Raw genomic sequence first — 21590 nt, 5'->3', positions numbered from 1 at the left:
GTCGGCGGTGTAGCGGTTGATCATGGAATCCATGTTGCCTGCTGCCACGCCGAAAAATAGGTTGGGTTCGCCCAGCGCCATAAATGCGTCTTTCGACTGCCAGTCCGGCTGCGCGATGATGCCGACGCGGAAACCCTGCGCTTCCAGCACTCGCCCGATCACCGCCATGCCGAATGAGGGGTGGTCGACGTAGGCGTCGCCGGTGACGATGATGATGTCGCAGGAATCCCAGCCGAGCGCGTCCATTTCCGCGCGCGACATGGGGAGGTATTCAGCCGTGCCGTAGCATTCCGCCCAGTATTTGGGGTGGTCGTAAAGGGAGGTGGGTGGGTTGGGGATGCTGTTCGGCGGCATGGGGGCGGTTTCGTCACAGGTAAAGGCGCTTATTCTAACGCAGCCTGTGGCAAGTGTGTGATTTCTCCCAAATAGTTTAGGGCGTGTCGGCCAGCCGGGCTTCCAGCTCCGTCAGCCGTTTTTCCAGCGCTTCCAGCTTTTCGCGGGTGCGCAGCAGCACGGCGGACTGGATGTCGAACTCCTCCCGCGTGACCAGGTTCATTTTTTGCAGGCTGCCTTCCATGACGCCGCGCAGGTTTTTTTCCATGTCTTCCTGCAAGTGGCGCACAGGTTCGGGCAATGCCGCCGAAAAGCGTTTCACGATGTCTTCCAGATTTCCCAGAGCGGCCATGAAGGGTTCCTTGGTGATGAATTAATGGGGATGCGCCACAGTGTAACAAATCCTGCCGCTGCCCGCGCATATCCGTATGGAAGTGCATCAGTGGTTGCTTATGCATTATTTTGGTGCGTTACTGTGTTCCAAAACAGGGAAACTATTTGGCTACTGAGGTTTATTTACAACAGGTTGTGCATTTATGACGCAATTCTGTTGTTGGCATGTCAATTGCATGGTTATTGGGCATACAGGAACATTTTCTTACTCAGGAGATATCGAGATGAAAAAGAACACTCTGTTGGCGGCAACAGTTCTTGCGTCACTGGTGGTCAGCACCCAGGCCATGGCGGGCGCCAGCGGCAATATCGGCGTCACCAACAATTACATCTGGCGTGGCGTCACCCAGACTGACAATTCAGCCGCTGTTTCCGGGGGATTGGATTATGAATCGCCGAATGGCCTGTACGTCGGCACTTGGGCGTCCAATGTGGATTTTGGGAAGAAAGGGACTGAAGTCGACCTGTATGGCGGTTACAAGAAGGAGCTGGCTTCCGGTTTGAGCTATGACGTGGGAGCCATCCGCTATGCCTATCCTGGCGATGCGGTCAGCGGTGACTTTACCGAAATTTACGGCAAGCTGGGCTATAAGGGCGTCAGCGGCGAGGTGGGTTACACGGTTGACAAGGAAGGCGACCCTGACAAGAAAAATGACGTTTACTACGGCCTGGGTTACGACGGTGAACTCAAAAATGGCGTGGGCTATGGCGTCAAGGCCGGGCATTACAACTACGATGACCCGACGGTTGATGATTACAGCCATTATCAGGTCAGCCTGAGCAAGGACGATTTCACCTTCGCCGTTGATGATAACGACCTGCCGGACACTGACCCGATGGTTTCTGTTTCCTGGTCCAAGTCTTTTGATTTCTAAAGCTGTTGCTTGCCCCATCGGTCATCCGGGCGGGGTTCCCAGCTTATAAGGAGTAAGTTCTATGAAAATGGTTACGGCTATTATCAAGCCATTCAAACTTGACGATGTGCGTGATGCGTTGGGGGATATCGGCGTCAAAGGCATTACCGTTACGGAAGTGAAAGGTTTTGGCCGCCAGAAAGGCCACACGGAGTTGTACCGTGGCGCTGAGTACGTTGTTGATTTCCTGCCAAAGATCAAACTGGAGGCTGCCGTGGCCGATGCGCAGGTTGATCAGGTGATTGAGGCGATCAGCAAGTCCGCCAATACGGGCAAAATCGGTGATGGTAAAGTTTTCGTCACATCCGTTGAACAAGTTGTCCGCATTCGCACCGGCGAAAGCGGTGAAGATGCGTTGTAAGGGGGAGCTTTTACATGAATATCCGTTTCGGTTTGATGCTGCTGGCTATCGTGCTGGGTTTTTCCGGCATAGCGATGGCCGATGAGGCCGCAGCTGCTCCAGTGCCTGACAAAGGCGACACCACATGGATGATGGTTTCCACGCTATTGGTCATTATGATGACGATTCCTGGCCTGGCGCTGTTCTACGGTGGCCTGGTACGCACCAAAAATATGCTGTCTGTGCTGGCGCAGGTCTTCACCATTTTCTGCGTGATTTCTATTCTGTGGGTCGTATACGGCTACAGTTTGGCCTTTACCGAGGGCAACAGTGTTATCGGCGGCTTCGACAAGCTGTTCCTGAAAGGCGTTGACACGGCTGCTTTGGCGGAAACCTTCAGCAAGGGCGTTTATATCCCGGAAATGGTGTTCGTCGTCTTCCAGCTGACCTTCGCTGCCATCACCACCGCATTGATCGTGGGCGGTTTCGCCGAACGCATCAAGTTTTCCACGCTGCTGGTGTTTTCTGTGCTGTGGTTTACATTCTCCTACCTGCCAATGGCCCACATGGTCTGGTTCTGGGGCGGCCCCTCCGCGTATGACGCCCCGGCAGGCTTCCTGTTCTCCAAAGGCGCACTGGACTTCGCGGGTGGCACGGTCGTGCATATCAACGCGGCGATGGCGGCCCTGGTCGGTTCAATCGTGGTGGGCAAGCGCGTCGGTTACGGGCGTGACTCCATGGCTCCGCACAGCCTGACCATGACCATGGTTGGCGCTTCGCTGCTGTGGGTCGGCTGGTTCGGCTTCAACGCTGGTTCCAACCTTGAAGCGACTGGCACGGCGGTGCTGGCCATGCTGAACACTATCGTGGCGACTGCCGCCGCTGGTTTGTCCTGGATGTTCTTGGAATGGATGCTCAACGGCAAGCCTTCCTTGCTGGGTGTGACTTCCGGCGCGGTTGCCGGTCTGGTTGCGGTTACGCCTGCTGCCGGTTTTGCGGGCCCGATGGGTGCCATTGTGCTTGGTCTGGTGACTGGCGCGGCGTGTCTGTGGGGCGTGACTGGCCTAAAACACATGCTGGGTTATGACGATTCCCTGGACGTGTTTGGCGTTCACGGCATTGGTGGTATCATTGGCGCAATTGGCACTGGCATTGTGGTCAACCCGGCGCTGGGTGGTTCTGGTGTGTTCGATTATGCAACCAACTCTGTGGCTGCATACAGCGGCGCACAAATCCTCAGCCAGTTGTGGGGTGTGGGCACGGTGCTCGTCTGGTCCGGTACAGTCAGCTTGGTGCTGTTCCTGATCCTGAAGCACACCATGGGGCTGCGCGTCACTCAGGAAGAGGAACGCGAAGGCCTGGACACTGTTTCCCATGGCGAGCGTGCTTATAACCTGTAAGCAGCATAGGCCGGAGTTGTTCCGGATCGTGTAAGTAAGATTTCAGAGTCGATTTTTTAGGCGGGAGCAACACTCCCGCCTTTTTCTTTTTGGATAAAAAATATCAATGCTAGATTGATTTCAACCGCAGGATATGGGTTAATGAAATCTCAAATTTGGGCTTGATAATAATATTTGATGAAAAAACTGATTTGGGCGCTGGCGGGCAGCCTGGTGGTTTTGTCTCTATTGGGGATAGTTTCAATCCATCATTTCGCGCCTGTCAGCCTGGTCGAAAGCATTTCTGCAAATGGGGCGCGGTTTACGCCAGTCGACTGCTGGTTCACTATTGGGGAAGGTGTCCGGGCGCAATGCGGCTGGTTATATACCGCGCCAGCGGCGGGCAAGACCCATTCCGCATTCAAACTTCCTGTCATCGTCATGCAATACCAAGGGCTAGACCGTCAGCCTGACCCGGTTGTGTACTTGGCCGGTGGGCCTGGTGCCCCGGCTGGGCTGGAGCGGAAAGCGGTGGAGGGTTATTGGCTGGGCTGGTTCCAACAAAAGGCCGGGCTGAAGCGCGACTTGGTGCTGTTTGATCAGCGCGGTGGTGGCATCAGCCGACCCGATATGGAATGCGATGGTTACCGTGAGTTGAGCGCCAGCATACTTTCCCAGCCCGGAACGCCGCAGGAGAACGCACGCCGCTACCGGGAAGTCGCCCGCCAATGCCATGGCCAATTGCAACAGCGCGGCCTGCCGCTGGATGAGTTGGGAACCGTTTATAGTGCGGGTGATGTGAATGACCTGATGCAATTGCTGGGGTATGCGCAGTGGAATTTGTGGGGCGTCTCCTACGGAACCCGGCTGGCGTTTGAAGTGCAGCGGCGCTACCCCGACAAGGTGCGCAGCATGAGCCTCGATTCCGTTTACCCGCCGGGCGAGCACCTGTTCCGCGCTTGGCCGGATTTGTTGCAGGGCAGTTTGCAGCGCCTGTTTGATTTTTGCCAGGCAGATAACCAGTGTGCGATGGAGAACGGTGACCTTGGGGCGCGTTACCAGCATTTGATGGCGCAACTGCGGGAGCATCCGCTGGAGATTCCGGTGGCAGGCTTGCATTTGGGCAACTTGCAGGAATTGCAGTTGAATGATGAAACCTTGCTGGCGATCCTGTTCGATTCCCAATACATGAGCGGCAGCCTCAGGGAAATGGCGGGCATGATCCGCCTGCTGGATGAGGGGCGTCCCGACAGGGCGATGGGTTTCATCCAGCATTACCTGCGCCAGCAATTCGATGCGTCATTCCGGGAGGCGGCGTATTGGTCGGTGGAATGCCGGGACAATCCGCCGATCGCACGGGCAGAGCGGGAAGCCAAGATCAACGCCTTGCCTGGATTGCGGGATTACCTGCCTTACGACTACGACCTGTGCGACATTTGGGCGGCGGATGCTGATGGGTCGCTGCGTTTGCAGGACGTCGCCGCGCCGCGCCAGACGCCGACGCTGTTGCTGGCTGGCCAGGATGACCCGATTACCCCGGCGGCGTGGGCGACCAAAGTCGCCAAGCAAGGGTTTGCTGAACACATGGCCTATTTGTTCCGTTTTGAGGGGATTTCGCACAGCGTCATGGACAACAAGCCTTGCGCCGCCGACCTGTTTGTGAGTTTCATCAATGCACCGGATCAGCGCCCGAGTGCGGACTGCCGCCGGAGTTTCAGGGATTCTGAAAAGGGGCCGCTGCATTCCCAAGGCATTAGTTAATCCCCGGCAATTGCCCCTGCTCCTGTATCAGGTAGCCGCCGTCAGCTTGTGGGCGGCCAATGAAGGAGGTGAGGATCTGTTTGGTGCCGTCATCGATGCTGTTGCCTGGTTTCAGGGTGATCTGGCTTTGGTAGTGGCCGTTTTGCTGCACTGTGACCGCACCGTCCAAGGTGAAGGCGGCGTCTGGTGCAGAAGCCAGCGTGATTTGCTGCGCATTGTCTGCCCCAGCATTGAGGATGGCGCTGTAGGTGCCGAAACGTTGCGGTGCCAGTTGTATCCCTGCTTCCCGCCATTCGCCGTGCCCGCTCAAATGAGGGAGGGTTTGCCGATCCCATTCCAGGTTGTTCAGGCTGGCCTGGAACGTGCCGCTCAGGGGTGGAACCATGAAGCGTTGCAGGTAGGGGGCAAGCGCTTGTGCCGGAACATCGCTCAGATTCAGAGGCGCGCAACGTATCGCGCCAGCCAGGTTGATATTGCAGATGCCGTCGAATTTCCCTCCTTGCGCCATCTTGCCGCGCAGGGCGGCGGCAAGATGGCCTTTCAGCAGGGGACTTAGACGCAGATCCCATTGTAAATGGTTTATTTGCGTGCCTTGGCTGCGGAGGGTTTCTGCGCCTCCCTGCCATAGGGTTCCGGTGATGCCTTGCAGTTGTACAGGCGCATCAGCCGGGAGTTTTGACAATACTAGGTTGGCCGGAAGCTGGCCGAATGAGGCGAGCAGGAAGCTGCCGACGCCTGCGAATATCAGGGTGCGTATTTTCATCTTTCCAGCGTGATCTGCGCGTCAACAGCGCCGGGTTTGGCCGCGGGTTTCATGTCCATGCGGGTGGCGAGGGCGGCATGTTGGGTTTCCATCAAGGCCAGGAATTGCGCCAGCGCGTCGAACGGTTTGCCTTCCAGTTTCAGGCTGACGCTGTTTTTGTCCTTTTCTTCGGAAGTTGCGCCTGCGCCATCCAGTTGGAATTGCTTGAGGGCGGCGATCACGGCGGTGTGCAGGCTGCCGCCAGGGGTCGCCGCTGCCGGGGATGCGCCCCGCAAGCTGAGGATTTCGGTGCGCCGGGATTGCATTTCCAGGTTGGCGGCCTGGGCGTCGGCCAGATCCTGTTGCAGTAGCTGGTGGTGGCTGGCGAGCGGCCGCCAGACAAACAGCCACAACAGGGTCAGGCCAATCAGGATGGCTCCGGCCATGACCAGTTGGCGTTCACGCGGGGCAAGGCTGTTCCACCAAGTTTTCATGATTGGCCTCCCAGCGTCAGGGTGGCTTTTACGCTGTCGGCGGTGCGGGAGGATTGCAGCTCCACCGGGTTGCCGAGGGATTTTTCCAGCGTTTCACGCAGGTTTTCAATCGATTGCTGGTTTTTCGCCTGAAGGTTGATGGTCAGGGAGCCGCTTTGGGCGCGGATGTCTTCAACCGTCAGGCCGCCGGTTTGGTTCAAGGCCGCCGCAAACGAGGCGAGTTGTGGCAAGTGGCTGGGCGAACCGGCCGCCGCATCTTTGCCGTTGACGCGCGCCAGTTCGGAAGCCAGCCGGTTTTTCAGCCCGCGCGGGTCAACATCGGTGGCGCTGGGGAACAATTCGGTGAACAGTTGCAGGTTGGCGGCGTCGAGGGTGTCCAGTTGCTGTTGCAGGCGGTGGTTTTCAAACCCGTAGATGCCAATTGCCAGCAACGCGGCCATTGCCGCCAGTCCGGCGGGCAGCCGCCAGCGCCGCCATTGCTGCCGCCACTGGGTGCGGTTTTCATCTTCCAGGCCGTTGAGCAGGTTCAGCTTCAGCGTCGGTTGCAGGCTGGTGGGCAGCAGTTGTTCGGGCTGGGTTTCCGGCAGGATGCTGAAACGCGGGTCGGCTGCCCAGGTTTCTGTCGTGTCGCTGTACAACCGCAAGCGCAATGGCTCTGTTTTTCCGTCAACCATGCCGTTCAGCAGCAGGGGTAGGGCGCGGACGTTGCTGGCGTAGCCGGAAAGCAGGCCAGTCCGCACCCAGGCGTTGTCACCCTGCCGCCAGAGGGTGGTGGCACCGTCTTCCCATGGCAGGGCGAACAAATCCGGCAGGATATAGGTGGGGCGCAATTGCCGCTCCTGTAAGGCCTTGACCCAAGCGCGCAGGCGGTCGCGGCGGATAATGGCGACATCCACCAGCGCCGAGCCGGGGCGGGCTTGCCAGACAATGTGCTGGTCTTCCAGGTCGTCAGCGATGCTGTCTTCCAGGGCGAACGGTATCGCCTGCTGCAACTGGCGTTGGTTGCGGGTGTTGATGCTGGTCTGGGTGAGCAGCACTTCCCGGCTGGGGATCAACAACGCCAGTTCCTGCCCGCGCGTCAGAGGGGGCAAGGCTTCCCACGAGCCATGCGTCCAGTCGGCGGCCTTATTGCCCAGGTTGGCCCAGGCTGGCTCTGGGTCATTCGGTGTTTGCAGGCGTATTACTAGCATCGTCAGTCGTTGTTGGTTGTTCATTAACCCGGTCGAATTGCCGCATTATGACACGAACCGGCCCATTCGGGGTGCGAAATAGCAGGCTGTTGACGAAAACGCGCGCCCGGTTGATCTGCACTTCCCCACTCAGGCGGAAGTATTGCGAGGTGACGTCGAAGCTGTCCAGCAGCACGTCGTCCTTGCCGGGAACAAAGCCCATGTCACGGCTGAACTCTTCCTTGCTCTTATAGGCCTGTTTGGCCTGACGCTTGTTCAGCACTGTTTGGATCTGGCTGTCGTTCAGGCCAATGGCCCTGAGGACTTCCTTGCTGGCAGTGTTGGGGTTGAGGGTGCTTTTCTTGAATGGGAGCACGGTGACCATGTGCAGGAACTGGTTCAACGCCTTGTCTTTCAGTTTCGGGTCGAGGATGTCCAACCGCACCAGCCGCAACTCGCTGGGGTCGGCGAACGGCATGTCGGCCGCCAAGTAAGGCATGGTGCCGGATAGGTAGTAATCCCGTTCCGCACCCTCCACCCCCTGCGGGATGACGTTGGCGTCCAGCCAGTCGGCGATGGCGTCGGAAAAACCGGGGGGAAGCCCGGCGTTGGCGACAAAAGGCTTCAACTGGTTGAGGGCGGCCCCATCCAGTTTGCCGCGTTGTTCGCCTTCCTGGCTGACCAGGTTATTGAGGTTGAAACGCGCTTGCATGTCTTCCAGCTTGCCGCTGAAGCGCACGACGGCACCGCTGTCTTCGGTCAGGGTCTGGACGGGAAGCTCGTAGGCCCAGCGGTCGGTGAAGGCGTCGTATTTGTTTGCCAGTGCGTCCAACTGCAATTGCAGCCCGGCGTATTGCTCCATGGTGAAGGCGTATTGCCAAGCGCGTTCCAGCGACTGGAAATTGTCGCTTTGCCGCACGGCGCGGCTTTGGCGGGCGAACACCACGGCCGCCAGCGTCACGATCAGCACCGCAATCACCAGCACGGTGAGGATGGCGATGCCGCGTTGCCGCTGGGGAGCTGGGTTGCCTGGGTTGGGTCGCTGTGCTTGCATGCGCTGATTATACGGCAATCGCCCAGCCTGTGGATGAACGTGCCGTCACCATTCAGTCCGGTTTGGCGGTGGGAAGCGTGGCCGCCTGCGCGGTGGCGGCAGGTGGCGTGGCAGGCGGAACCGGCGGCAGGCGTTCGGACAAACGGCGGCCTTTGCCAGCGTTGAGCTTGTAGTCGTAGATGGTGGTGTAGGTCATGACCGCCTGCACATAGTCGCGGGTTTCGGTGAAGGGGATGCTTTCCACCCATTGGTCGGCGTTGATCAGGCTTTCCGGTGCCCATTGTGGCGGGCGGGCGGGGCCGGCGTTGTAGGCGGCGGTGGCCAACGCGTAGTTGCCGGAAAATTTTCCCAACATGTCGCGCAGGTAGGCGCTGCCCAACTGGATATTGGTCGCGGGTTGCAGGATGTCGTCCTTGCCGTTGATGTTCAGGCCCAGTTTGCGGGCGACATGACGGGCGGTCGGGGGAATCAGCTGCATCAGGCCCAGCGCATTGGCGGGGGATTCCGCATTGGGGTCGAAAGCGCTTTCACGGCGCATGACGCCCAGTATCCAGGCCGGTTGCAAGCCGTTGTTGCGCGCCTGCTCTTGCACCAAGTCGGTATGGATCAGCGGGAAACGCAGGTAAGTTTCATCCCATTCCTTGGCGCGGGAAATGGTCCAGATCGCCAGGTTCGGGTCGCCTGCGCGGGTGGCGAGGTCGGCGGCGGCCAGCATGCCTTCCTTGTCCGCCTGCTTGAGGATGCGGAACCATTCCTTGCGCCCCTGGGCGCGCTCGCCCAGCGCAAACCACTCGAAAGCGCGCTGGATGGCGGCCAGTTTCTGCAACCCAGCGACCCGCTGGCTGCGGTCAACCGGGGCGGCTTGCAGGCTGCTGTAGCCCTGCCCCAGCCGGTCGGCAGCGAGGAAACCGTAGAAGCTGGCTTGTGGCGCAATGCTGGCGTACAGGCTGGCGGCTTCGCGCTGCTTGCCGGTTTGCTCCAGCGCCCTTGCCTGCCAATAGTGCCAGCCCGCTGCGTCGCGGGGGTCGTCAAATTTGAGTTGGCGGGTGGCGTCCAGCAGCTTTTCCCAGTCGCCGTAACGGGCGGCCATCCGCGCCAGCCACAGGTTGCCGTCCTGGGTGCGGTGTTCGGCGGGGATCGCCGCCAGCCGGGCGAGCGCGGCGGAGTCATGGCGCAATGCCTGATACATGCCAAGGGCGCTTTCCACCCGGCCAGATTCTTCCGGGGTGAATTTGAATTTCTGCCGGGCTTGCAGCCATAGGGATTCGGCGCTTTCCGGTTGCTTGCGGGCGAGGCGCTCCAGGCCAAAAGCCAGCGTTTCGCGCAGGTAAGGCGTGTCGGCCTGTTGGAAAGCGGTCGGCAAGGCAGAGGCGGGGTCGCGGCGTATCTGTATCCAGACAGCGACGGTGGCGCTGATTTCCGGCGGCAGGTCGGCGGCCAGTTGGGTCGCCAGGGTGGTCTGGTTCTTGTCGATGGCGGCGCGGATGCGTTCCCAATAGTCCTCGGTGGAGAGCAGGGAATGGTTGCGTAACAGCGTTGTGACCGGCTGGCAGGCGTTGGAAAGGGCTTTGTCGATCGTCATCCAGGTCTGTTTGCCGCTTGCCAGCGCTTCCTGCTGCCGTCCGGACGCCGCTAGCGCTTGGACGCGGTAGCATTGGGTGTCAGTGTCATCGAGGTCGGCGGGGATGGAGGCCAGCAATTGCCGCCAATCCTGTTTGGCCGCCAGCCGTTTGGCCAGTTGTATGTAAAGGCTGTCAGCCATGAGGGAGTTGGGGTTGCGCAGGGCGAAATCCAGTATTTGGGTGTCGGGGGCGTTGTCAAAAAAACGGTTGAGGTAGGCGTACTCCAGCCAAGGGTATAGCGGGTAGGTTTTCAGGTCGGTAGGCAACGTTGTGAAACTGTCGGTTTTGCCGCCTTGCAAATCGGCGTAGGCCCGCTGGAACAGCGCGCGCTGGTTTTCAGGTGTGGCAGCGGCGCAGGAAGGCGGAATGCAGAACAACGCGCAACAAATAATGGGCAGCAACAATCGGCTCATGGGCACAGGTCATAATTGTCAGTCATGTGCCAAGAATCTCATAAGTGCTGCAAGTTATTCAAATAATGCCATGTATATGGGTATGTGGATGAAACTGTCAGGCAGCCTTGTCAAAAGTTTCATCCACGGTCAGAAAATTGCTTCTGAACAACAGGTAGCCATAGTGTTTGACGGCACCATCCTTGTCATAGGCGGTGAAAAAGACGCCTGCATAAATCTGGCGGCCTTCGTCATTGCTCTGGCTTTCAATCATGATGATGTCGCGCATGACGCTGTTGGTTTGGCCATCTTTGCTGCTACGGTAAGCGATGTCGCCAAATTCGATGCCGTGGGTGGGGGCAAATTTGACAGCCGGGCTGCCGTTTTTCAGGTGGGCGTTGGGGTTGGCGGACAGGAAGGCGATTTTGACATGGCGCAAGACCAGATCAGGCCATGGGTTGGAGATTTCGATGCTCAAGCGCTCTTCCGGCATGCTGGGAAGGCGCAGGCGGCGCATCTTGACTTTGGGCCAATAGCACGCTGTTTCTGGGTGGGGGGACGACTCGCAGGGGATGCATTCCTGGAAGTTGGCGTGGATATTATCCGGCAGATGCAGTTGATGGACGTTCATGTTGTTACCTCTTTCTTGGTGCTGGATAGGGTGAATCCCAGGGAAACCAATCAATTATGTGCTTGACTTTATCTGAAAGCTATTAACCCAAAAGTGACAGTCATCACTTTGAAGGAAATTTTTCTGAAAAACAACCGCTTTTTCTTGTCGCCTTATTTTGGATTTGTATACGGGCATTATAGTTCCGTTGCGCCTAAACAACGAATGAATATGGGCTGCCTCCCTGATATGCGGCGAGTTGAGTTGGAGGAGTGGCGGGAATACGACGGCTTATGGTGGGTATGAAGGATGTGGTTGTGACTTATCTGGGCAACCCAGCCAACAGGCTTTGATAGCGGGTAAATCGTTGCGGTGGAATGTCGCCGACGTTGGCAGCCGCCTTGATGGCGCAACCGGGTTCATGGTTATGGGTGCAGTTGTGGAAGCGGCATTCACCCAGAAACGGGCGAAACTCGGGAAATCCGGCTTCCAGCGTGGCGAAATCCAGGCCCGTCAGGCCGAAATCGCGCACGCCCGGCGAATCGATCAGCGTGCCGTTGGCGGGCAGGCGGTAGAGGGTGGCGGTCGTGGTGGTGTGGCGGCCTTCGCCAGTGTCGGCGACTGCGCCGATGCGGATGTCGGTGTGCGGCAGCAATTGGGCGGCGATGGACGACTTGCCAACGCCTGACTGGCCGACCACGATGGCCGTGCGTTCGCCGATGGCGTTGAGGATGGCGTCTATCCCCTGTGGCTGCCCTGCCGATACGTGCAGCACCGGGCAACCGATACGCCCGTATTCGTGCAGGCAGGTTTCCGCTTCTTGGGTGGCGTGGGTGCTGCGCAAATCGGCCTTGTTCATCACCAGCAGCACATCGGCGGGCAAACGGCGGGCGGCGATCAGGTAACGGTCAAGCATTTCCCAGACTGGCGCAGGCTGCCAGCTGGCCACCACGATCAACAGGTCGACGTTGGCGGCGATGGCGCGTGGTTTGCCACGGAAATCGGGGCGCTCCAGCACATTTTTGCGCGGCAGCATGGCGGTGACGGCGGCGTTGCCTTGCATCTGCCGCTCCCATCTGACGCGGTCGCCGCAAGCAAGATGGTCAAGTTTGCGGCGGGCGGTGCAGCGTATGGCTTCGCCCTCGCTGGTTTCAATCAGGAATTCAGCGCCAAAGCGGGTAATGACCTGCCCGTCGCCGGAGGATGCAAGGTGTGGGGTGTTTTCCGTCATACATCCCTATTCTGACGGAAAACGGCTGGCTGCACACCCATTACTGGAAGTTGTGGTAATACTTTTGGGCGATGTAAGCGACGATGTCCTGGATTTGGTCTTCATACCAGTAGATGTGGTTGTCCAGGTCGCAACTGCGCACTTTTTTGTCCAGTTGTGCGCGGTTAGTGATTCCCGAGGTGGCGGGGTCGGTCAGTTCAGGCGTGTTGCAGGCTGAACTGGTGAACTGCGTGACGGAGTCTGGGTCATTTGCCCATACAGCCTGCGTCAGCAGAAGCCCGGAGCAAAGGATGAGTACAGGTTTCATTTCACTACTCGTCTTGTCAGGTTTGTTGTTGTAAATGCGCAATCCGTATCGTTGCTGGCGGATGCGAGTCGTAGAACGCCGAGTATAACGGATCAGGCGTCAAGGTGCTGGCGTTCTCCCTGTACAGACCCACCAAGGCGGCAATCAGTTCCGTGCCGCTGGATTGTTTTGCGGCGAACTCATCCGCCTCAAATTCATGCTTGCGCGACCACCAGGCCATCACCGGGCCGATGAAAAAAGTGAACACGGGGCTGACCAGCATAAACAGCAGCAGCGCCATGTAAGTGGACGGCTGGCTGACGCCAAGCGCGGCATAAAACCATTCCTGCCGCATCAGCCAAGCCAGCAGGGCGAAGCCCGCCAGCGTCAGGCTCATGGACAGCGCCATGCCCTTGACGATGTGCTTGCGCTTGAAATGGCCCAGTTCATGCGCCAGCACTGCCTCCACCTGCGCCGGGGTCAGGTGCTTGAGCAGGGTGTCAAAAAAGACGATGCGCTTGTTTTTGCCGAAGCCGGTGAAATAGGCGTTGCCGTGGGCGGAACGGCGCGAACCATCCATCACGAACACGCCCTTGCTGTTGAAGCCGGTGCGCGTCAGCAGGGCGTTGATGCGGTCGGCGACTTCCCCTGCTTCCAGCGGGCTGAACTTGTTGAACAGGGGGGCAATGAATTTGGGATAGGCCCAGGTCATCAGCAGGGAAAACGCCGTCAGCGCCGCCCAGGCATACAGCCACCACAGGCCGCCTGCGGATTCCATCAGCCACAAGATCAGCATGATCAGCGGCACGCCAATCGCCAGCATCAGCGCCGCGCCTTTCAGCAGGTCGGCAACGTAGGTGGCGGCGGTCATCTTGTTGAAGCCGAAACGTTCCTCCAGCACAAACGTGCGGTACAGCGATGCGGGCAAATCCAGCAGGCTGCCGATCAGCATGCTGCTGATGATCACGGCTGCGCCTGCATACAGTCCGCTCCAGCCGAAGCTGCGCCACAGGCGGTCGAGCCACTCCAGGCCGCCGCCCAGCGTCCACGCCAGCAGGATGAACACGCCCGCCAGCAGCTCAATCCGCCCCACGCTGCCCTTGGCGAGGGTGTAATCGGCGGCTTTCTGGTGCTCTACCAAGGAAATCCGGTCGGCGAAGGCGGCGGGCACACTGCTGCGATGCTGGCTGACATGCTGTTTTTGCCGCAGCGACAGGTAAAGTTGCGTCAGCGTCGACGCCAGCAGGAACGCCAAAAAGATGTAAGTGAAGGTTTGCATGGTGTTTCTGTTATAGTCCTGATTCCCTAAAGTATCAGGCAAGTGTAACCGAATGGGCATTCATCAGGAAAATTTGATCTGGATCGATCTGGAAATGACCGGGCTGGACGCATTCAATGACGCCATTATCGAAATCGCCACCATCGTCACCGACAAGTATTTGAATATCCTGGCGGAAGGGCCAGTCATCGCCATCCATCAGCCGGACGCTGCGTTGGCGGCGATGGATGACTGGAACCAGCGCCAGCACGGCGGTTCCGGTTTGGTCCAGCGGGTGCGGGAAAGCGCCTGGACGGAGGCTGGGGCGGAACAGGCCACGCTGGAATTCCTCAGGCAATATGTGCCGCCGGGCGCATCGCCGATGTGCGGCAACACCATCTGCCAAGACCGGCGTTTCCTCGCCCGCCACATGCCGGAGCTGGAAAAGTTTTTCCACTACCGCCATCTGGATGTCAGCACCCTGAAAGAGCTGGCCAGCCGCTGGCGGCCAGGGTTGCCGGACGGGTTCAAGAAGGATTCCAAACATCTGGCGCTGGACGACATCCGCGACTCGATTGAGGAACTGAAATACTACCGGGAGCATTTCATCCGGCTGGAGTAGGCAAGCCGCCCGCCATTGTGTACAGTCATCCACGCACCCCAAATTATAACAATAACGGATAAAAACGATGACAATCGCGGCCCCCCAGTTGATCCAGGCTACGCTTGCCCAATTGAACAAGGTCATCCACGGTAAGGAACAGCAGGTCAAACTCGCACTTGCCTGCCTGCTCGCCAACGGCCATTTGTTGCTGGAAGACCTGCCAGGTATGGGCAAAACCACCCTTGCGCATGCGCTCGCCGAGGTTTGTGGATTGGAATATAAGCGCGTCCAGTTCACCAGCGACCTGTTGCCCGCCGACCTGATCGGCGCGTCGGTGTTTGAACCGCAAGCAGGCAAATTCCGCTTTCATCCAGGCCCTGTCTTCAGCCAAGTGCTGTTGGCCGATGAACTCAACCGCGCCACCCCCAAAGCACAGAGCGCGCTGCTGGAAGCGATGGAAGAGCGCCAGATCAGCGTGGATGGCGTCACCCATGCGCTGCCTGCACCATTTTTCGTGATCGCCACCCAGAACCCGCAAACCCAGTCGGGCACTTTTCCGTTGCCGGAATCGCAGCTTGACCGCTTCCTGCTGCGGATTTCGCTTGGCTACCCCGACCCGGCGGCGGAGCGTAGCCTGTTGCAAGGGCGTAATGGCCGGGTGTTGCTGGCCAGCTTGCAGCAGGTGCTGAACGAAAGCCGCCTGAAGGCGCTGCAAGCGCTGGTTCCGCAGGTGAAAATGAGCGATACGCTGCTGGATTACGTGCAACGCCTGATCGCCTGCACCCGGCAGCCGGATGTCTGTCACCTGGGCCTGTCGCCACGCGGCGCGCTGGCGCTGGTGAAAAGCGCGCAAGCCTGGACGTTGCTGCAAGGGCGCGGGCATGTGCTGCCGGAAGATGTGCAGGCAGTGTTCGCCGCTGTCGCCGGGCACCGCATCATCGGCAGGCAGGAAGCGCAGGGTGAACAGCTTGCCCGCCAGGTTCTTGCCAAGGTGGATGTGGTGGGGAATGGCCATGGTTGAGGCGTGGCGGGCGCAACTGGACGGCTGGTTGCAAGGGCGCTTTGCCCCCGCACGGGAAATCACCCTCAGCCAGCACAGGATTTTCATCGTCCCCAGCAAAACCGCACTGGGGTTGCTGGCCATTATCGCCCTGCTGTTCCTGCTGGGCGTCAATTTCCAAAATTCACTGGTGTACAGCATCTGCTTCTGGCTGCTGGCAATGCTGCTGCTGAATATTTTCTATACTTGGCGCAACTTGGCGGGCTTGACCCTGGCCACTGTCGGCGTGGAGCCTTGCTTCGTTGGGGAAAAGGCGGTGCTGGAAATGGAGTTGGTCAGCACCCGCCCACAGCCCCGTTTCGCCATCGAGCTTGATTGGCCGGGGGAAGACCAGGCGCAAACCAACTTGGTGACGGCGCAGACGCAGCGGGTGAAGCTGTCGCACGCCAGCGGTGCGCGTGGCCGTTTCCAGCCGCCGCGCCTGCGGGTGTCGACCCGTTACCCGACCGGGCTGGCGGTGGCGTGGTCGTATGTGTACCCGGCGGCGCAGGGGTTGGTGTACCCCGCGCCGGTTGACAAGGCGTTCCAGCCCGGCGGCGGCGACCACAACGCCATGCTTGGGGACGGGGTGGAAATTGCCGGTGGCAGCAGCGATTTCAGCGGTGTGCGCGAATATCGGCAGGGGGACGCCCCCAAACGCATCCACTGGAAAAAATATGCCCAGACGGGCGAGCTGTACACCCGCACGTTCGTCGATTACGCCAGCCATGACCTGTGGCTGGACTGGGATGACCTGCCGATGCCGGGCGTGGAGGTGCGCCTTTCGCACTTGTGCCGCCGGGTGTTGGACTTTCATCAGGAACAGCGCCGGTTTGGCCTGAAACTGCCGGGGGCGTTGGTCGGGCCGGGCAAGGGTGAAGCCCACAAGGCGCGTTGCTTGCAGGCGCTGGCCTTGTTCGGGGTCGCGGATGTTTAAACAGGTCACCTATACCGGCATGATCTGGCTGCTGGCGGCGCAACTGGCGGTGATGCTGCCGTTCGTGTTTGACCTGCCGGTGTGGCTGGTTCCGGTGCTGCTGTTCGCGGCGGGCTGGCGGTTGCGGGTGCTGGCGGGGCTGGCCAGCCAGCCGGGCAATGTGACCAAGCTGGTGCTGGTGTTGCTGGGGGGCGGAGGGCTGCTGTTGAGCGGGCTGCAATTTCCATCGTTGGATGCGATGGCGAGCCTGTTGCTGTTGGGGTTTGCGTTCAAGTCGCTGGAAGTGGTGCAGCGGCGGGACGCGATTGTGGTGATTTTTATCGGCTATTTTTTGGTGGCGCTGCATTTCCTGTATACGCAATCGATGCTGGCGGCGCTGTATGGCACGTTGTCGATGGTGGTGCTGACCGGGGCGCTGGTCGGGGTGCAACAGTCGGTGACGGAGTTTTCCACGGCGCAGAATGTGCGTTTCAACTTGCGGCTGGCGCTGGTGATGCTGTTGCAATGCCTGCCGCTGATGGCGGCGATCTTTGTGTTTGCGCCACGCTTGCCGCCGCTGTGGTCATTGCCGTTATCCCATGTCCAGGCCAAAACTGGGGTTTCCGACCATATGGCTCCGGGCGACATTGAGAAGCTCGGCAAGTCGGATGAGCTGGCGTTCCGGGTAAGCTTTCAAGGCAAGCGTCCGGAACAGAGTGAGCTCTATTGGCGCGGGCTGGTGTTCAACCATTTCGATGGGCGTGAATGGCGGCAATTTGAGCAAGATTATGACGCGACTCAGGTGGCAGGGGCTTTGCAGACCAGTTTCCGCTGGAGCCCGGACAAGATTCGGACTCCAGGCGAGGCGGTGGCTTATGAAGCCGTGTATGAAAAAACCGGCCAGCCGTGGCTGTTTACCCTCACGCCCACGGTCGAGGTCAGCGGGGATGTGCTGCAAGGTGCCGATTACCGGGTGATGGCGCGGGAGGTGTTGCAGGCACCGTTCCTGCTGAAGGCGGTCAGCTACCCGCAGGCGCAGCGCGACCTGGCGCTGGATCCGTTGATGCGTTCATTGGCGTTGGAGCTGCCAGCCAACAGCGACCCGCGCAGCCGCGAGCTGGCCGGACGCTTGTGGCGGGAAACTGGCGCGGCACAGGCGTACATTGACAAGGTGTTGGCCCGGTTCGGCTCGCTGGGCTACGAATACACCCTGAACCCGCCGACCTTGGGTGGCCGGGACACCATCGATGCTTTTCTGTTCGATTCGCAACGTGGGTTTTGTGCCCATTACGCAGGCAGTTTCGTTTTCCTGATGCGGGCGGCGGGAATCCCGGCGCGCGTGGTGGTCGGTTATCAGGGCGGCGAATGGAATGAAACGGGGCAATATTTGGCAGTCCACCAGTATGATGCCCACGCCTGGGCGGAAGTTTGGCTGCCGGAGCGCGGCTGGGTGCGGGTTGACCCGACCACGGTGGTCGCGCCTAGCCGCACTGAGCAAGGGCTGGAGGCGGCGGTGCGGGCGGAAGGCAGTTTTCTGGCGGATTCGGTGTTTTCTGTCCGCAAGATTGCTTGGCTGAACACACTCAACCAGCAACTGGACACCGTACAGTATGGCTGGCGGCGCTGGGTGCTGGGGTATGACAGCGCCCAGCAAGCCGAACTGTTGAAAGCCCTGTTGGGGAGCCTGTCAGTGGCGAAAGTGGCGCTGCTGGCCGGTAGTGTGTTTGGGGCGATTGCACTGGGCTGGCTGGTGCTGCTGGGCATGACGCGGCGGCAAGCGAAGGAGGCGTTGGAACACCGGCTTTACCGGCAATTCTGCGCCGCCCTGGCGAAACGGGGCGTGCAGCGGGAGCCGGGCGATACGCCGGGCGCTTTCGCCGCCGAAGCCGCCGCCGCCCTGCCAAAGCTGGCGGGTGTCATCCACGAATTTACCCGGGTGTATGAAAGCGTCTGCTATGCGCCAGACGCCATGGACGGGCGCAATGCCGCCCGCAAGCTCAAGGTCTTGCTGGGCAAGCTCAACTAGGTTGGCGGAACTTGCTGATCAGGTTGGAGACCGGCACCGCTACCGCCAGCGTCACGGCTCCAGCCAGAACGCCGAACAGGCCGTTGAGCAGGGTTGGCGTGATCGCCGCCAGCAAGCCGCCAATCCCGCCAACCTGCTGCACGAACAGTTCCGCGCCATGCAGGAATTCATGTGAATGCGGAATGCCGTGCAACAGGATGCCGCCGCCGACCAGGAACATGGCGGCGGTGCCGACCACTGACAGGGCTTTCATCAGCCACGGTGCAAACGCCAGTAAGCCGCGCCCCAGCGCCTGTTTGAAGGCGGATGCCTTGTCGCGCAGCAAATAAAAACCAGCGTCATCCAGCTTGACGATGCCCGCCACGGCCCCGTAGACGCCGATGGTCATGACGACGGCGATGCCCGCCACAACGATGGCTTGCATGAGGAACGAGGCGTCTTTCACCGTGCCCAGCGCAATGACGATGATTTCGGCGGACAGGACGAAATCGGTGCGGATCGCGCCTTTGATCTTCTCCTTCTCGAATGCCACCATGTCCGCTTCGGGGTTGTGTGAAACCTGTAGCAGTTCGGCTTCCGTATCGATCTCCTCCTCACCGCCATGCAGCAGTTTGTGCAGGATTTTCTCGAAACCTTCATAACACAGGTAGGCGCCGCCCAGCATCAGCAGTGGGGTGATCAGCCAGGGCAGGAAGGCGCTCAACAGCAGGGCGATCGGCACTAGGATCAGTTTATTGAGGAATGAGCCTTTGGTGACGGCCCAGACGACCGGCAACTCGCGTTCCGCCTGGATGCCTGCGACCTGTTCGGCGTTCAGTGCCAAATCGTCGCCGAGCACCCCTGCGGTTTTTTTCGCGGCCACTTTGGCCATGAGGGACACATCATCCAGAACGGTGGTGATGTCATCAAGTAAGGCTAAAAGGCTGCCGCCGGCCATACAACGCTCCTGATTTGGAATGGATTATCGTGTGGGGGCGTATGCTACACGGCGGCGGCGGACGGGTCTATTAATGCCGGGGAATGGCGTATTGGGGGGGGGGTGCTTGCATTACCCCGCCATTCATTGTCTCAGGCCAGCCGGGGTAGGCAGTGCCTACCTTGCGGTGCTTTCCGTGCGGAATTGCCCCGCATAGCTGAACACCTGCCCCAGCCACGGGTGTGTCAGCCGGAAATCCATTGCAAACCCGCCTTCCTCCTGCGCGGTTTCAACGATGGTGGTATGCCCCAGCACCAGCCATTCGGGAACCGGAACCCGCAAGCCGCCCAGCTTCAGCACCAGATGCCTGCCGCTGTAATGCAGTTGGCCGTCCTCCACCCGCACTGCCATGCGTAGGCCCATGAACGGGCTGACGTATTCAATCAGCTCATTGCCGCCTGCGTATGTCCAGCGCGTCCTGAACAGGATGGCCTTGCCGTCGGGGAAGGTGATTGTGCGTTTCCAGTGCTGGATGTCGCCTTCCATCCACTTTTCCACCGTGGTCGGCACAGCTTGGCCGCGCCGGTTGACCAGTGCGCCCAGCAGCCGCAGGAAACTCAGGTAAGGCTGCATGAAGCCGGGGTAATCAATGTCCAGCGCCCCGACATCGCGGTTGTCACCGGGCTGGTAGTGCGCTTGCAAGCCGGGCGGCAATTGTTCCCACTGCGCGCCCAGCGCTTTCTGCATCAAGGGTATGTTGTCCATTATTTGCCTCCTCAAGCCGGTTTGAAAACCATCATCAGCAGCACCACCAGCATCGCCGCAAATGCAGGGATGCCCAGCCAGAACCAGATGCGCGCATACCGCCAGTATTGGGCAGGCAGCGCCTGTTGGGAAATGGACGCAGCCGCCGCAAGGTCACGCATCCTGATTTGCAGCCACACCACCGGCAGCCAGCATGCGCCCGCCAGTGCATACAGCGCCAAGCTCGCCGCCAGCCAGGTTGCCGTCAGCGGATAACCCAGCAGATGCGCCATCCACAAACCGCTGATGGGCTGGAAAATCACCGTCGGCGTGGTGAACAGCCAGTCCGCCAGCACCACATGCCGGTTGGTGGCGGCGATATGCGCCACGTTGCCGCTACGGTCTGCCATCCATTTGTAGAACGCGCTGCCCAGCCCGGTGCCGAACAGCAGCACCATGCTGAGGATGTGCAGGTATTTCAGGGTCAGGTAGGTCATGGCGCATCCCCCACGCCCAGCGGCATGCGCCCGAGAAATTTGGCCAGCGGTTGTACGTCGGCGGTATTGCCCCGTTGCAACATGCGCAAGTTATCGGGGTGCAGCATCGGTGCGGCGAAACGGCCAATATGGGCGCTGGCCATGATCAGGCCGAAGGGGATGGGCAGGGTTAGTGCAGGCTTTTTCCCCGCTGCCCGCCGCATGGATTGCAACCATTCGACGAAGGTAAGCGGGTAAGCCCCGACCACATCCAGCGTGCGCCGCGCCGAAGCCGCTTGCAGGCATTGCAGCACGGTCGCCACCACATCTCTGGCCTGCACTGGCTGGATGCGCTGTTTCCCATCCCCCACCAGCGGGATGATGGGCAGGCTGGCCATGCAACGGAACAGAGTGGAACTCTTGCCGCCTTCCCCGTACACCAGTGACGGGCGCAGCACGAACCATTCCAGCGGCAGGCTGCGCACTACATCATCCGCCGCTTTCTTGCTCAAATGGTAGGGGGTGAACGCTTGCTCGTCAGCGCCGAGCGCGGAAATCTGCACAACCCGCATGACGCCAGCCATGACGCAGGCGCGGAACAGGGCGGCGGGGGCGTGATGGTGCAACGTTGCGAAGGTTTGCCCGCGTGTTTCGGCGATGATGCCCACGCTGTTGATGGCGACGTCCACGCCTTGCAAATGGGGCAGCCAATCGTCCGGCGTCAGCATCCGTTGGAAATCGAAGCCGTAATGGCGGGAAACTGGCGTTATCTCATGGCCTGCCTGTTCCAACGCTTGCCGGATATGCCCGCCGATGAAGCCATTGGCTCCGGTGAGCAGTATTTTCATGCCGTGCCTCCTGTGCTGCTGTGATGGCGACAGTATGCAGGCA

The 21590-nt window shown here is 59.8% G+C and carries 23 protein-coding genes; 8 read left to right on the top strand and 15 right to left on the bottom strand.

Translation table 11 applies throughout. The features are described from left to right. Together VSS37_RS05685 and VSS37_RS05680 are read right to left on the bottom strand one after the other, a co-directional pair. Nucleotides 1-354 (bottom strand): YgiQ N-terminal domain-containing protein (locus VSS37_RS05685; RefSeq protein ID WP_510952320.1); only part of this gene is annotated, 354 nt, incomplete at its 3' end. Nucleotides 355-430: 76 nt separating this feature from the next. After that, nucleotides 431-685 (bottom strand): accessory factor UbiK family protein, encoded by a 255-nt coding sequence (locus tag VSS37_RS05680; RefSeq protein ID WP_324693784.1) that lies wholly within the window; start codon nucleotides 683-685, stop codon nucleotides 431-433. Between the two features lie 265 nt (nucleotides 686-950). On the opposite strand from VSS37_RS05680, the gene VSS37_RS05675 reads away from it, so the two are divergent. The 4 genes from VSS37_RS05675 (at nucleotide 951) to VSS37_RS05660 (ending at nucleotide 5120) form a co-directional block, all read left to right on the top strand. Then, entirely contained in the window at nucleotides 951-1601 is a 651-nt protein-coding gene (locus tag VSS37_RS05675; protein WP_324693783.1) for a TorF family putative porin, read from the top strand. A 61-nt stretch (nucleotides 1602-1662) separates the two neighbouring features. Next, entirely contained in the window at nucleotides 1663-2001 is a 339-nt protein-coding gene (locus VSS37_RS05670) for a P-II family nitrogen regulator (protein ID WP_324693782.1), read from the top strand. Nucleotides 2002-2015: 14 nt separating this feature from the next. Further along, the gene (locus VSS37_RS05665) at nucleotides 2016-3380 is read left to right on the top strand and encodes an ammonium transporter (protein ID WP_324693781.1); all 1365 of its coding nucleotides are present in this window, start codon (nucleotides 2016-2018) and stop codon (nucleotides 3378-3380) included. 177 nt (nucleotides 3381-3557) lie between these two features. Next, nucleotides 3558-5120 (top strand): alpha/beta fold hydrolase, encoded by a 1563-nt coding sequence (locus VSS37_RS05660; RefSeq protein WP_324693779.1) that lies wholly within the window; start codon nucleotides 3558-3560, stop codon nucleotides 5118-5120. Here the strand turns inward: VSS37_RS05660 and VSS37_RS05655 are convergent. The 9 genes from VSS37_RS05655 to VSS37_RS05615 form a co-directional block, all read right to left on the bottom strand. Further along, nucleotides 5113-5883, bottom strand: a complete 771-nt coding sequence (locus VSS37_RS05655) for a type II secretion system protein N (RefSeq protein WP_324693778.1) — start codon at nucleotides 5881-5883, stop codon at nucleotides 5113-5115. The two genes, VSS37_RS05660 and VSS37_RS05655, sit on opposite strands and share 8 nt — an antisense overlap. Further along, complete coding sequence (locus VSS37_RS05650) at nucleotides 5880-6356, bottom strand: type II secretion system protein M (protein WP_324693776.1); 477 nt, start codon at nucleotides 6354-6356, stop codon at nucleotides 5880-5882. Before VSS37_RS05650 ends, VSS37_RS05655 begins: the two co-directional genes overlap by 4 nt. Further along, nucleotides 6353-7546, bottom strand: coding sequence for a type II secretion system protein GspL (gspL, locus tag VSS37_RS05645; RefSeq protein ID WP_324693775.1), 1194 nt, complete (start codon nucleotides 7544-7546; stop codon nucleotides 6353-6355). Before gspL ends, VSS37_RS05650 begins: the two co-directional genes overlap by 4 nt. Then, on the bottom strand, nucleotides 7515-8579 hold the full coding sequence (gene gspK, locus VSS37_RS05640; RefSeq protein ID WP_324693774.1) for a type II secretion system minor pseudopilin GspK: 1065 nt from the start codon (nucleotides 8577-8579) through the stop codon (nucleotides 7515-7517). Before gspK ends, gspL begins: the two co-directional genes overlap by 32 nt. Before the next feature lie 52 nt (nucleotides 8580-8631). Next, nucleotides 8632-10614, bottom strand: a complete 1983-nt coding sequence (locus VSS37_RS05635) for a transglycosylase SLT domain-containing protein (protein ID WP_324693773.1) — start codon at nucleotides 10612-10614, stop codon at nucleotides 8632-8634. A gap of 97 nt (nucleotides 10615-10711) precedes the next feature. Then, the gene (locus tag VSS37_RS05630; protein WP_324693771.1) at nucleotides 10712-11224 is read right to left on the bottom strand and encodes a hypothetical protein; all 513 of its coding nucleotides are present in this window, start codon (nucleotides 11222-11224) and stop codon (nucleotides 10712-10714) included. Nucleotides 11225-11525: 301 nt separating this feature from the next. Continuing rightward, complete coding sequence (gene rsgA / locus VSS37_RS05625; protein ID WP_324693770.1) at nucleotides 11526-12434, bottom strand: ribosome small subunit-dependent GTPase A; 909 nt, start codon at nucleotides 12432-12434, stop codon at nucleotides 11526-11528. A gap of 40 nt (nucleotides 12435-12474) precedes the next feature. Then, nucleotides 12475-12741, bottom strand: coding sequence for a hypothetical protein (locus VSS37_RS05620; RefSeq protein ID WP_324693769.1), 267 nt, complete (start codon nucleotides 12739-12741; stop codon nucleotides 12475-12477). A 16-nt stretch (nucleotides 12742-12757) separates the two neighbouring features. Continuing rightward, on the bottom strand, nucleotides 12758-13999 hold the full coding sequence (locus VSS37_RS05615) for a M48 family metallopeptidase (protein WP_324693767.1): 1242 nt from the start codon (nucleotides 13997-13999) through the stop codon (nucleotides 12758-12760). A 52-nt stretch (nucleotides 14000-14051) separates the two neighbouring features. Here VSS37_RS05615 and orn point away from each other — a divergent pair, with 52 nt between their 5' ends. The 4 genes from orn to VSS37_RS05595 all read left to right on the top strand — a co-directional run bounded on the left by orn (nucleotide 14052) and on the right by VSS37_RS05595 (nucleotide 18563). After that, nucleotides 14052-14600 carry an oligoribonuclease gene (gene orn, locus VSS37_RS05610; protein ID WP_324693765.1) on the top strand — a complete coding sequence of 183 codons (549 nt, stop codon included), beginning with the start codon at nucleotides 14052-14054 and terminating at the stop codon, nucleotides 14598-14600. Between the two features lie 67 nt (nucleotides 14601-14667). Next, nucleotides 14668-15603, top strand: coding sequence for an AAA family ATPase (locus VSS37_RS05605; protein WP_324693763.1), 936 nt, complete (start codon nucleotides 14668-14670; stop codon nucleotides 15601-15603). After that, nucleotides 15590-16558 (top strand): DUF58 domain-containing protein, encoded by a 969-nt coding sequence (locus tag VSS37_RS05600; RefSeq protein WP_324693762.1) that lies wholly within the window; start codon nucleotides 15590-15592, stop codon nucleotides 16556-16558. The genes VSS37_RS05605 and VSS37_RS05600 overlap by 14 nt, the downstream gene beginning before the upstream one ends. Next, nucleotides 16551-18563 carry a transglutaminase TgpA family protein gene (locus VSS37_RS05595; RefSeq protein ID WP_324693760.1) on the top strand — a complete coding sequence of 671 codons (2013 nt, stop codon included), beginning with the start codon at nucleotides 16551-16553 and terminating at the stop codon, nucleotides 18561-18563. The genes VSS37_RS05600 and VSS37_RS05595 overlap by 8 nt, the downstream gene beginning before the upstream one ends. Here VSS37_RS05595 and VSS37_RS05590 read toward each other — a convergent pair. From VSS37_RS05590 to VSS37_RS05575, 4 genes are all read right to left on the bottom strand, one after another. Then, nucleotides 18556-19500, bottom strand: a complete 945-nt coding sequence (locus tag VSS37_RS05590; RefSeq protein ID WP_324693758.1) for a DUF808 domain-containing protein — start codon at nucleotides 19498-19500, stop codon at nucleotides 18556-18558. The genes VSS37_RS05595 and VSS37_RS05590 overlap by 8 nt on opposite strands. 156 nt (nucleotides 19501-19656) lie before the next feature. Next, on the bottom strand, nucleotides 19657-20244 hold the full coding sequence (locus tag VSS37_RS05585) for a DUF4166 domain-containing protein (RefSeq protein ID WP_324693756.1): 588 nt from the start codon (nucleotides 20242-20244) through the stop codon (nucleotides 19657-19659). An 11-nt stretch (nucleotides 20245-20255) separates the two neighbouring features. Beyond that, entirely contained in the window at nucleotides 20256-20720 is a 465-nt protein-coding gene (locus VSS37_RS05580) for a DUF2269 family protein (protein WP_324693754.1), read from the bottom strand. Then, on the bottom strand, nucleotides 20717-21547 hold the full coding sequence (locus VSS37_RS05575; RefSeq protein WP_324693751.1) for an NAD-dependent epimerase/dehydratase family protein: 831 nt from the start codon (nucleotides 21545-21547) through the stop codon (nucleotides 20717-20719). The genes VSS37_RS05580 and VSS37_RS05575 overlap by 4 nt, the downstream gene beginning before the upstream one ends. Nucleotides 21548-21590: the final 43 nt, after the last annotated feature.

It is taken from the genome of Candidatus Thiothrix phosphatis, assembly GCF_035668035.1.
Lineage (GTDB): Bacteria > Pseudomonadota > Gammaproteobacteria > Thiotrichales > Thiotrichaceae > Thiothrix > Thiothrix phosphatis.
The sequence above is the reverse complement of the archived record's forward strand: the minus strand, read 5'-3'. Positions and strand labels throughout refer to the sequence as shown.

Bases quoted from the DNA above. Each gene is read 5' to 3' on its own strand.
- VSS37_RS05680 (WP_324693784.1), bottom strand. From the start codon at position 685: ATGGCCGCTCTGGGAAATCTGGAAGACATCGTGAAACGCTTTTCGGCG.
- VSS37_RS05675 (WP_324693783.1), top strand. From the start codon at position 951: ATGAAAAAGAACACTCTGTTGGCGGCAACAGTTCTTGCGTCACTGGTG.
- VSS37_RS05670 (WP_324693782.1), top strand. From the start codon at position 1,663: ATGAAAATGGTTACGGCTATTATCAAGCCATTCAAACTTGACGATGTG.
- VSS37_RS05665 (WP_324693781.1), top strand. From the start codon at position 2,016: ATGAATATCCGTTTCGGTTTGATGCTGCTGGCTATCGTGCTGGGTTTT.
- VSS37_RS05660 (WP_324693779.1), top strand. From the start codon at position 3,558: ATGAAAAAACTGATTTGGGCGCTGGCGGGCAGCCTGGTGGTTTTGTCT.
- VSS37_RS05655 (WP_324693778.1), bottom strand. From the start codon at position 5,883: ATGAAAATACGCACCCTGATATTCGCAGGCGTCGGCAGCTTCCTGCTC.
- VSS37_RS05650 (WP_324693776.1), bottom strand. From the start codon at position 6,356: ATGAAAACTTGGTGGAACAGCCTTGCCCCGCGTGAACGCCAACTGGTC.
- gspL (WP_324693775.1), bottom strand. From the start codon at position 7,546: ATGCTAGTAATACGCCTGCAAACACCGAATGACCCAGAGCCAGCCTGG.
- gspK (WP_324693774.1), bottom strand. From the start codon at position 8,579: ATGCAAGCACAGCGACCCAACCCAGGCAACCCAGCTCCCCAGCGGCAA.
- VSS37_RS05635 (WP_324693773.1), bottom strand. From the start codon at position 10,614: ATGAGCCGATTGTTGCTGCCCATTATTTGTTGCGCGTTGTTCTGCATT.
- VSS37_RS05630 (WP_324693771.1), bottom strand. From the start codon at position 11,224: ATGAACGTCCATCAACTGCATCTGCCGGATAATATCCACGCCAACTTC.
- rsgA (WP_324693770.1), bottom strand. From the start codon at position 12,434: ATGACGGAAAACACCCCACACCTTGCATCCTCCGGCGACGGGCAGGTC.
- VSS37_RS05620 (WP_324693769.1), bottom strand. From the start codon at position 12,741: ATGAAACCTGTACTCATCCTTTGCTCCGGGCTTCTGCTGACGCAGGCT.
- VSS37_RS05615 (WP_324693767.1), bottom strand. From the start codon at position 13,999: ATGCAAACCTTCACTTACATCTTTTTGGCGTTCCTGCTGGCGTCGACG.
- orn (WP_324693765.1), top strand. From the start codon at position 14,052: ATGGGCATTCATCAGGAAAATTTGATCTGGATCGATCTGGAAATGACC.
- VSS37_RS05605 (WP_324693763.1), top strand. From the start codon at position 14,668: ATGACAATCGCGGCCCCCCAGTTGATCCAGGCTACGCTTGCCCAATTG.
- VSS37_RS05600 (WP_324693762.1), top strand. From the start codon at position 15,590: ATGGCCATGGTTGAGGCGTGGCGGGCGCAACTGGACGGCTGGTTGCAA.
- VSS37_RS05595 (WP_324693760.1), top strand. From the start codon at position 16,551: ATGTTTAAACAGGTCACCTATACCGGCATGATCTGGCTGCTGGCGGCG.
- VSS37_RS05590 (WP_324693758.1), bottom strand. From the start codon at position 19,500: ATGGCCGGCGGCAGCCTTTTAGCCTTACTTGATGACATCACCACCGTT.
- VSS37_RS05585 (WP_324693756.1), bottom strand. From the start codon at position 20,244: ATGGACAACATACCCTTGATGCAGAAAGCGCTGGGCGCGCAGTGGGAA.
- VSS37_RS05580 (WP_324693754.1), bottom strand. From the start codon at position 20,720: ATGACCTACCTGACCCTGAAATACCTGCACATCCTCAGCATGGTGCTG.
- VSS37_RS05575 (WP_324693751.1), bottom strand. From the start codon at position 21,547: ATGAAAATACTGCTCACCGGAGCCAATGGCTTCATCGGCGGGCATATC.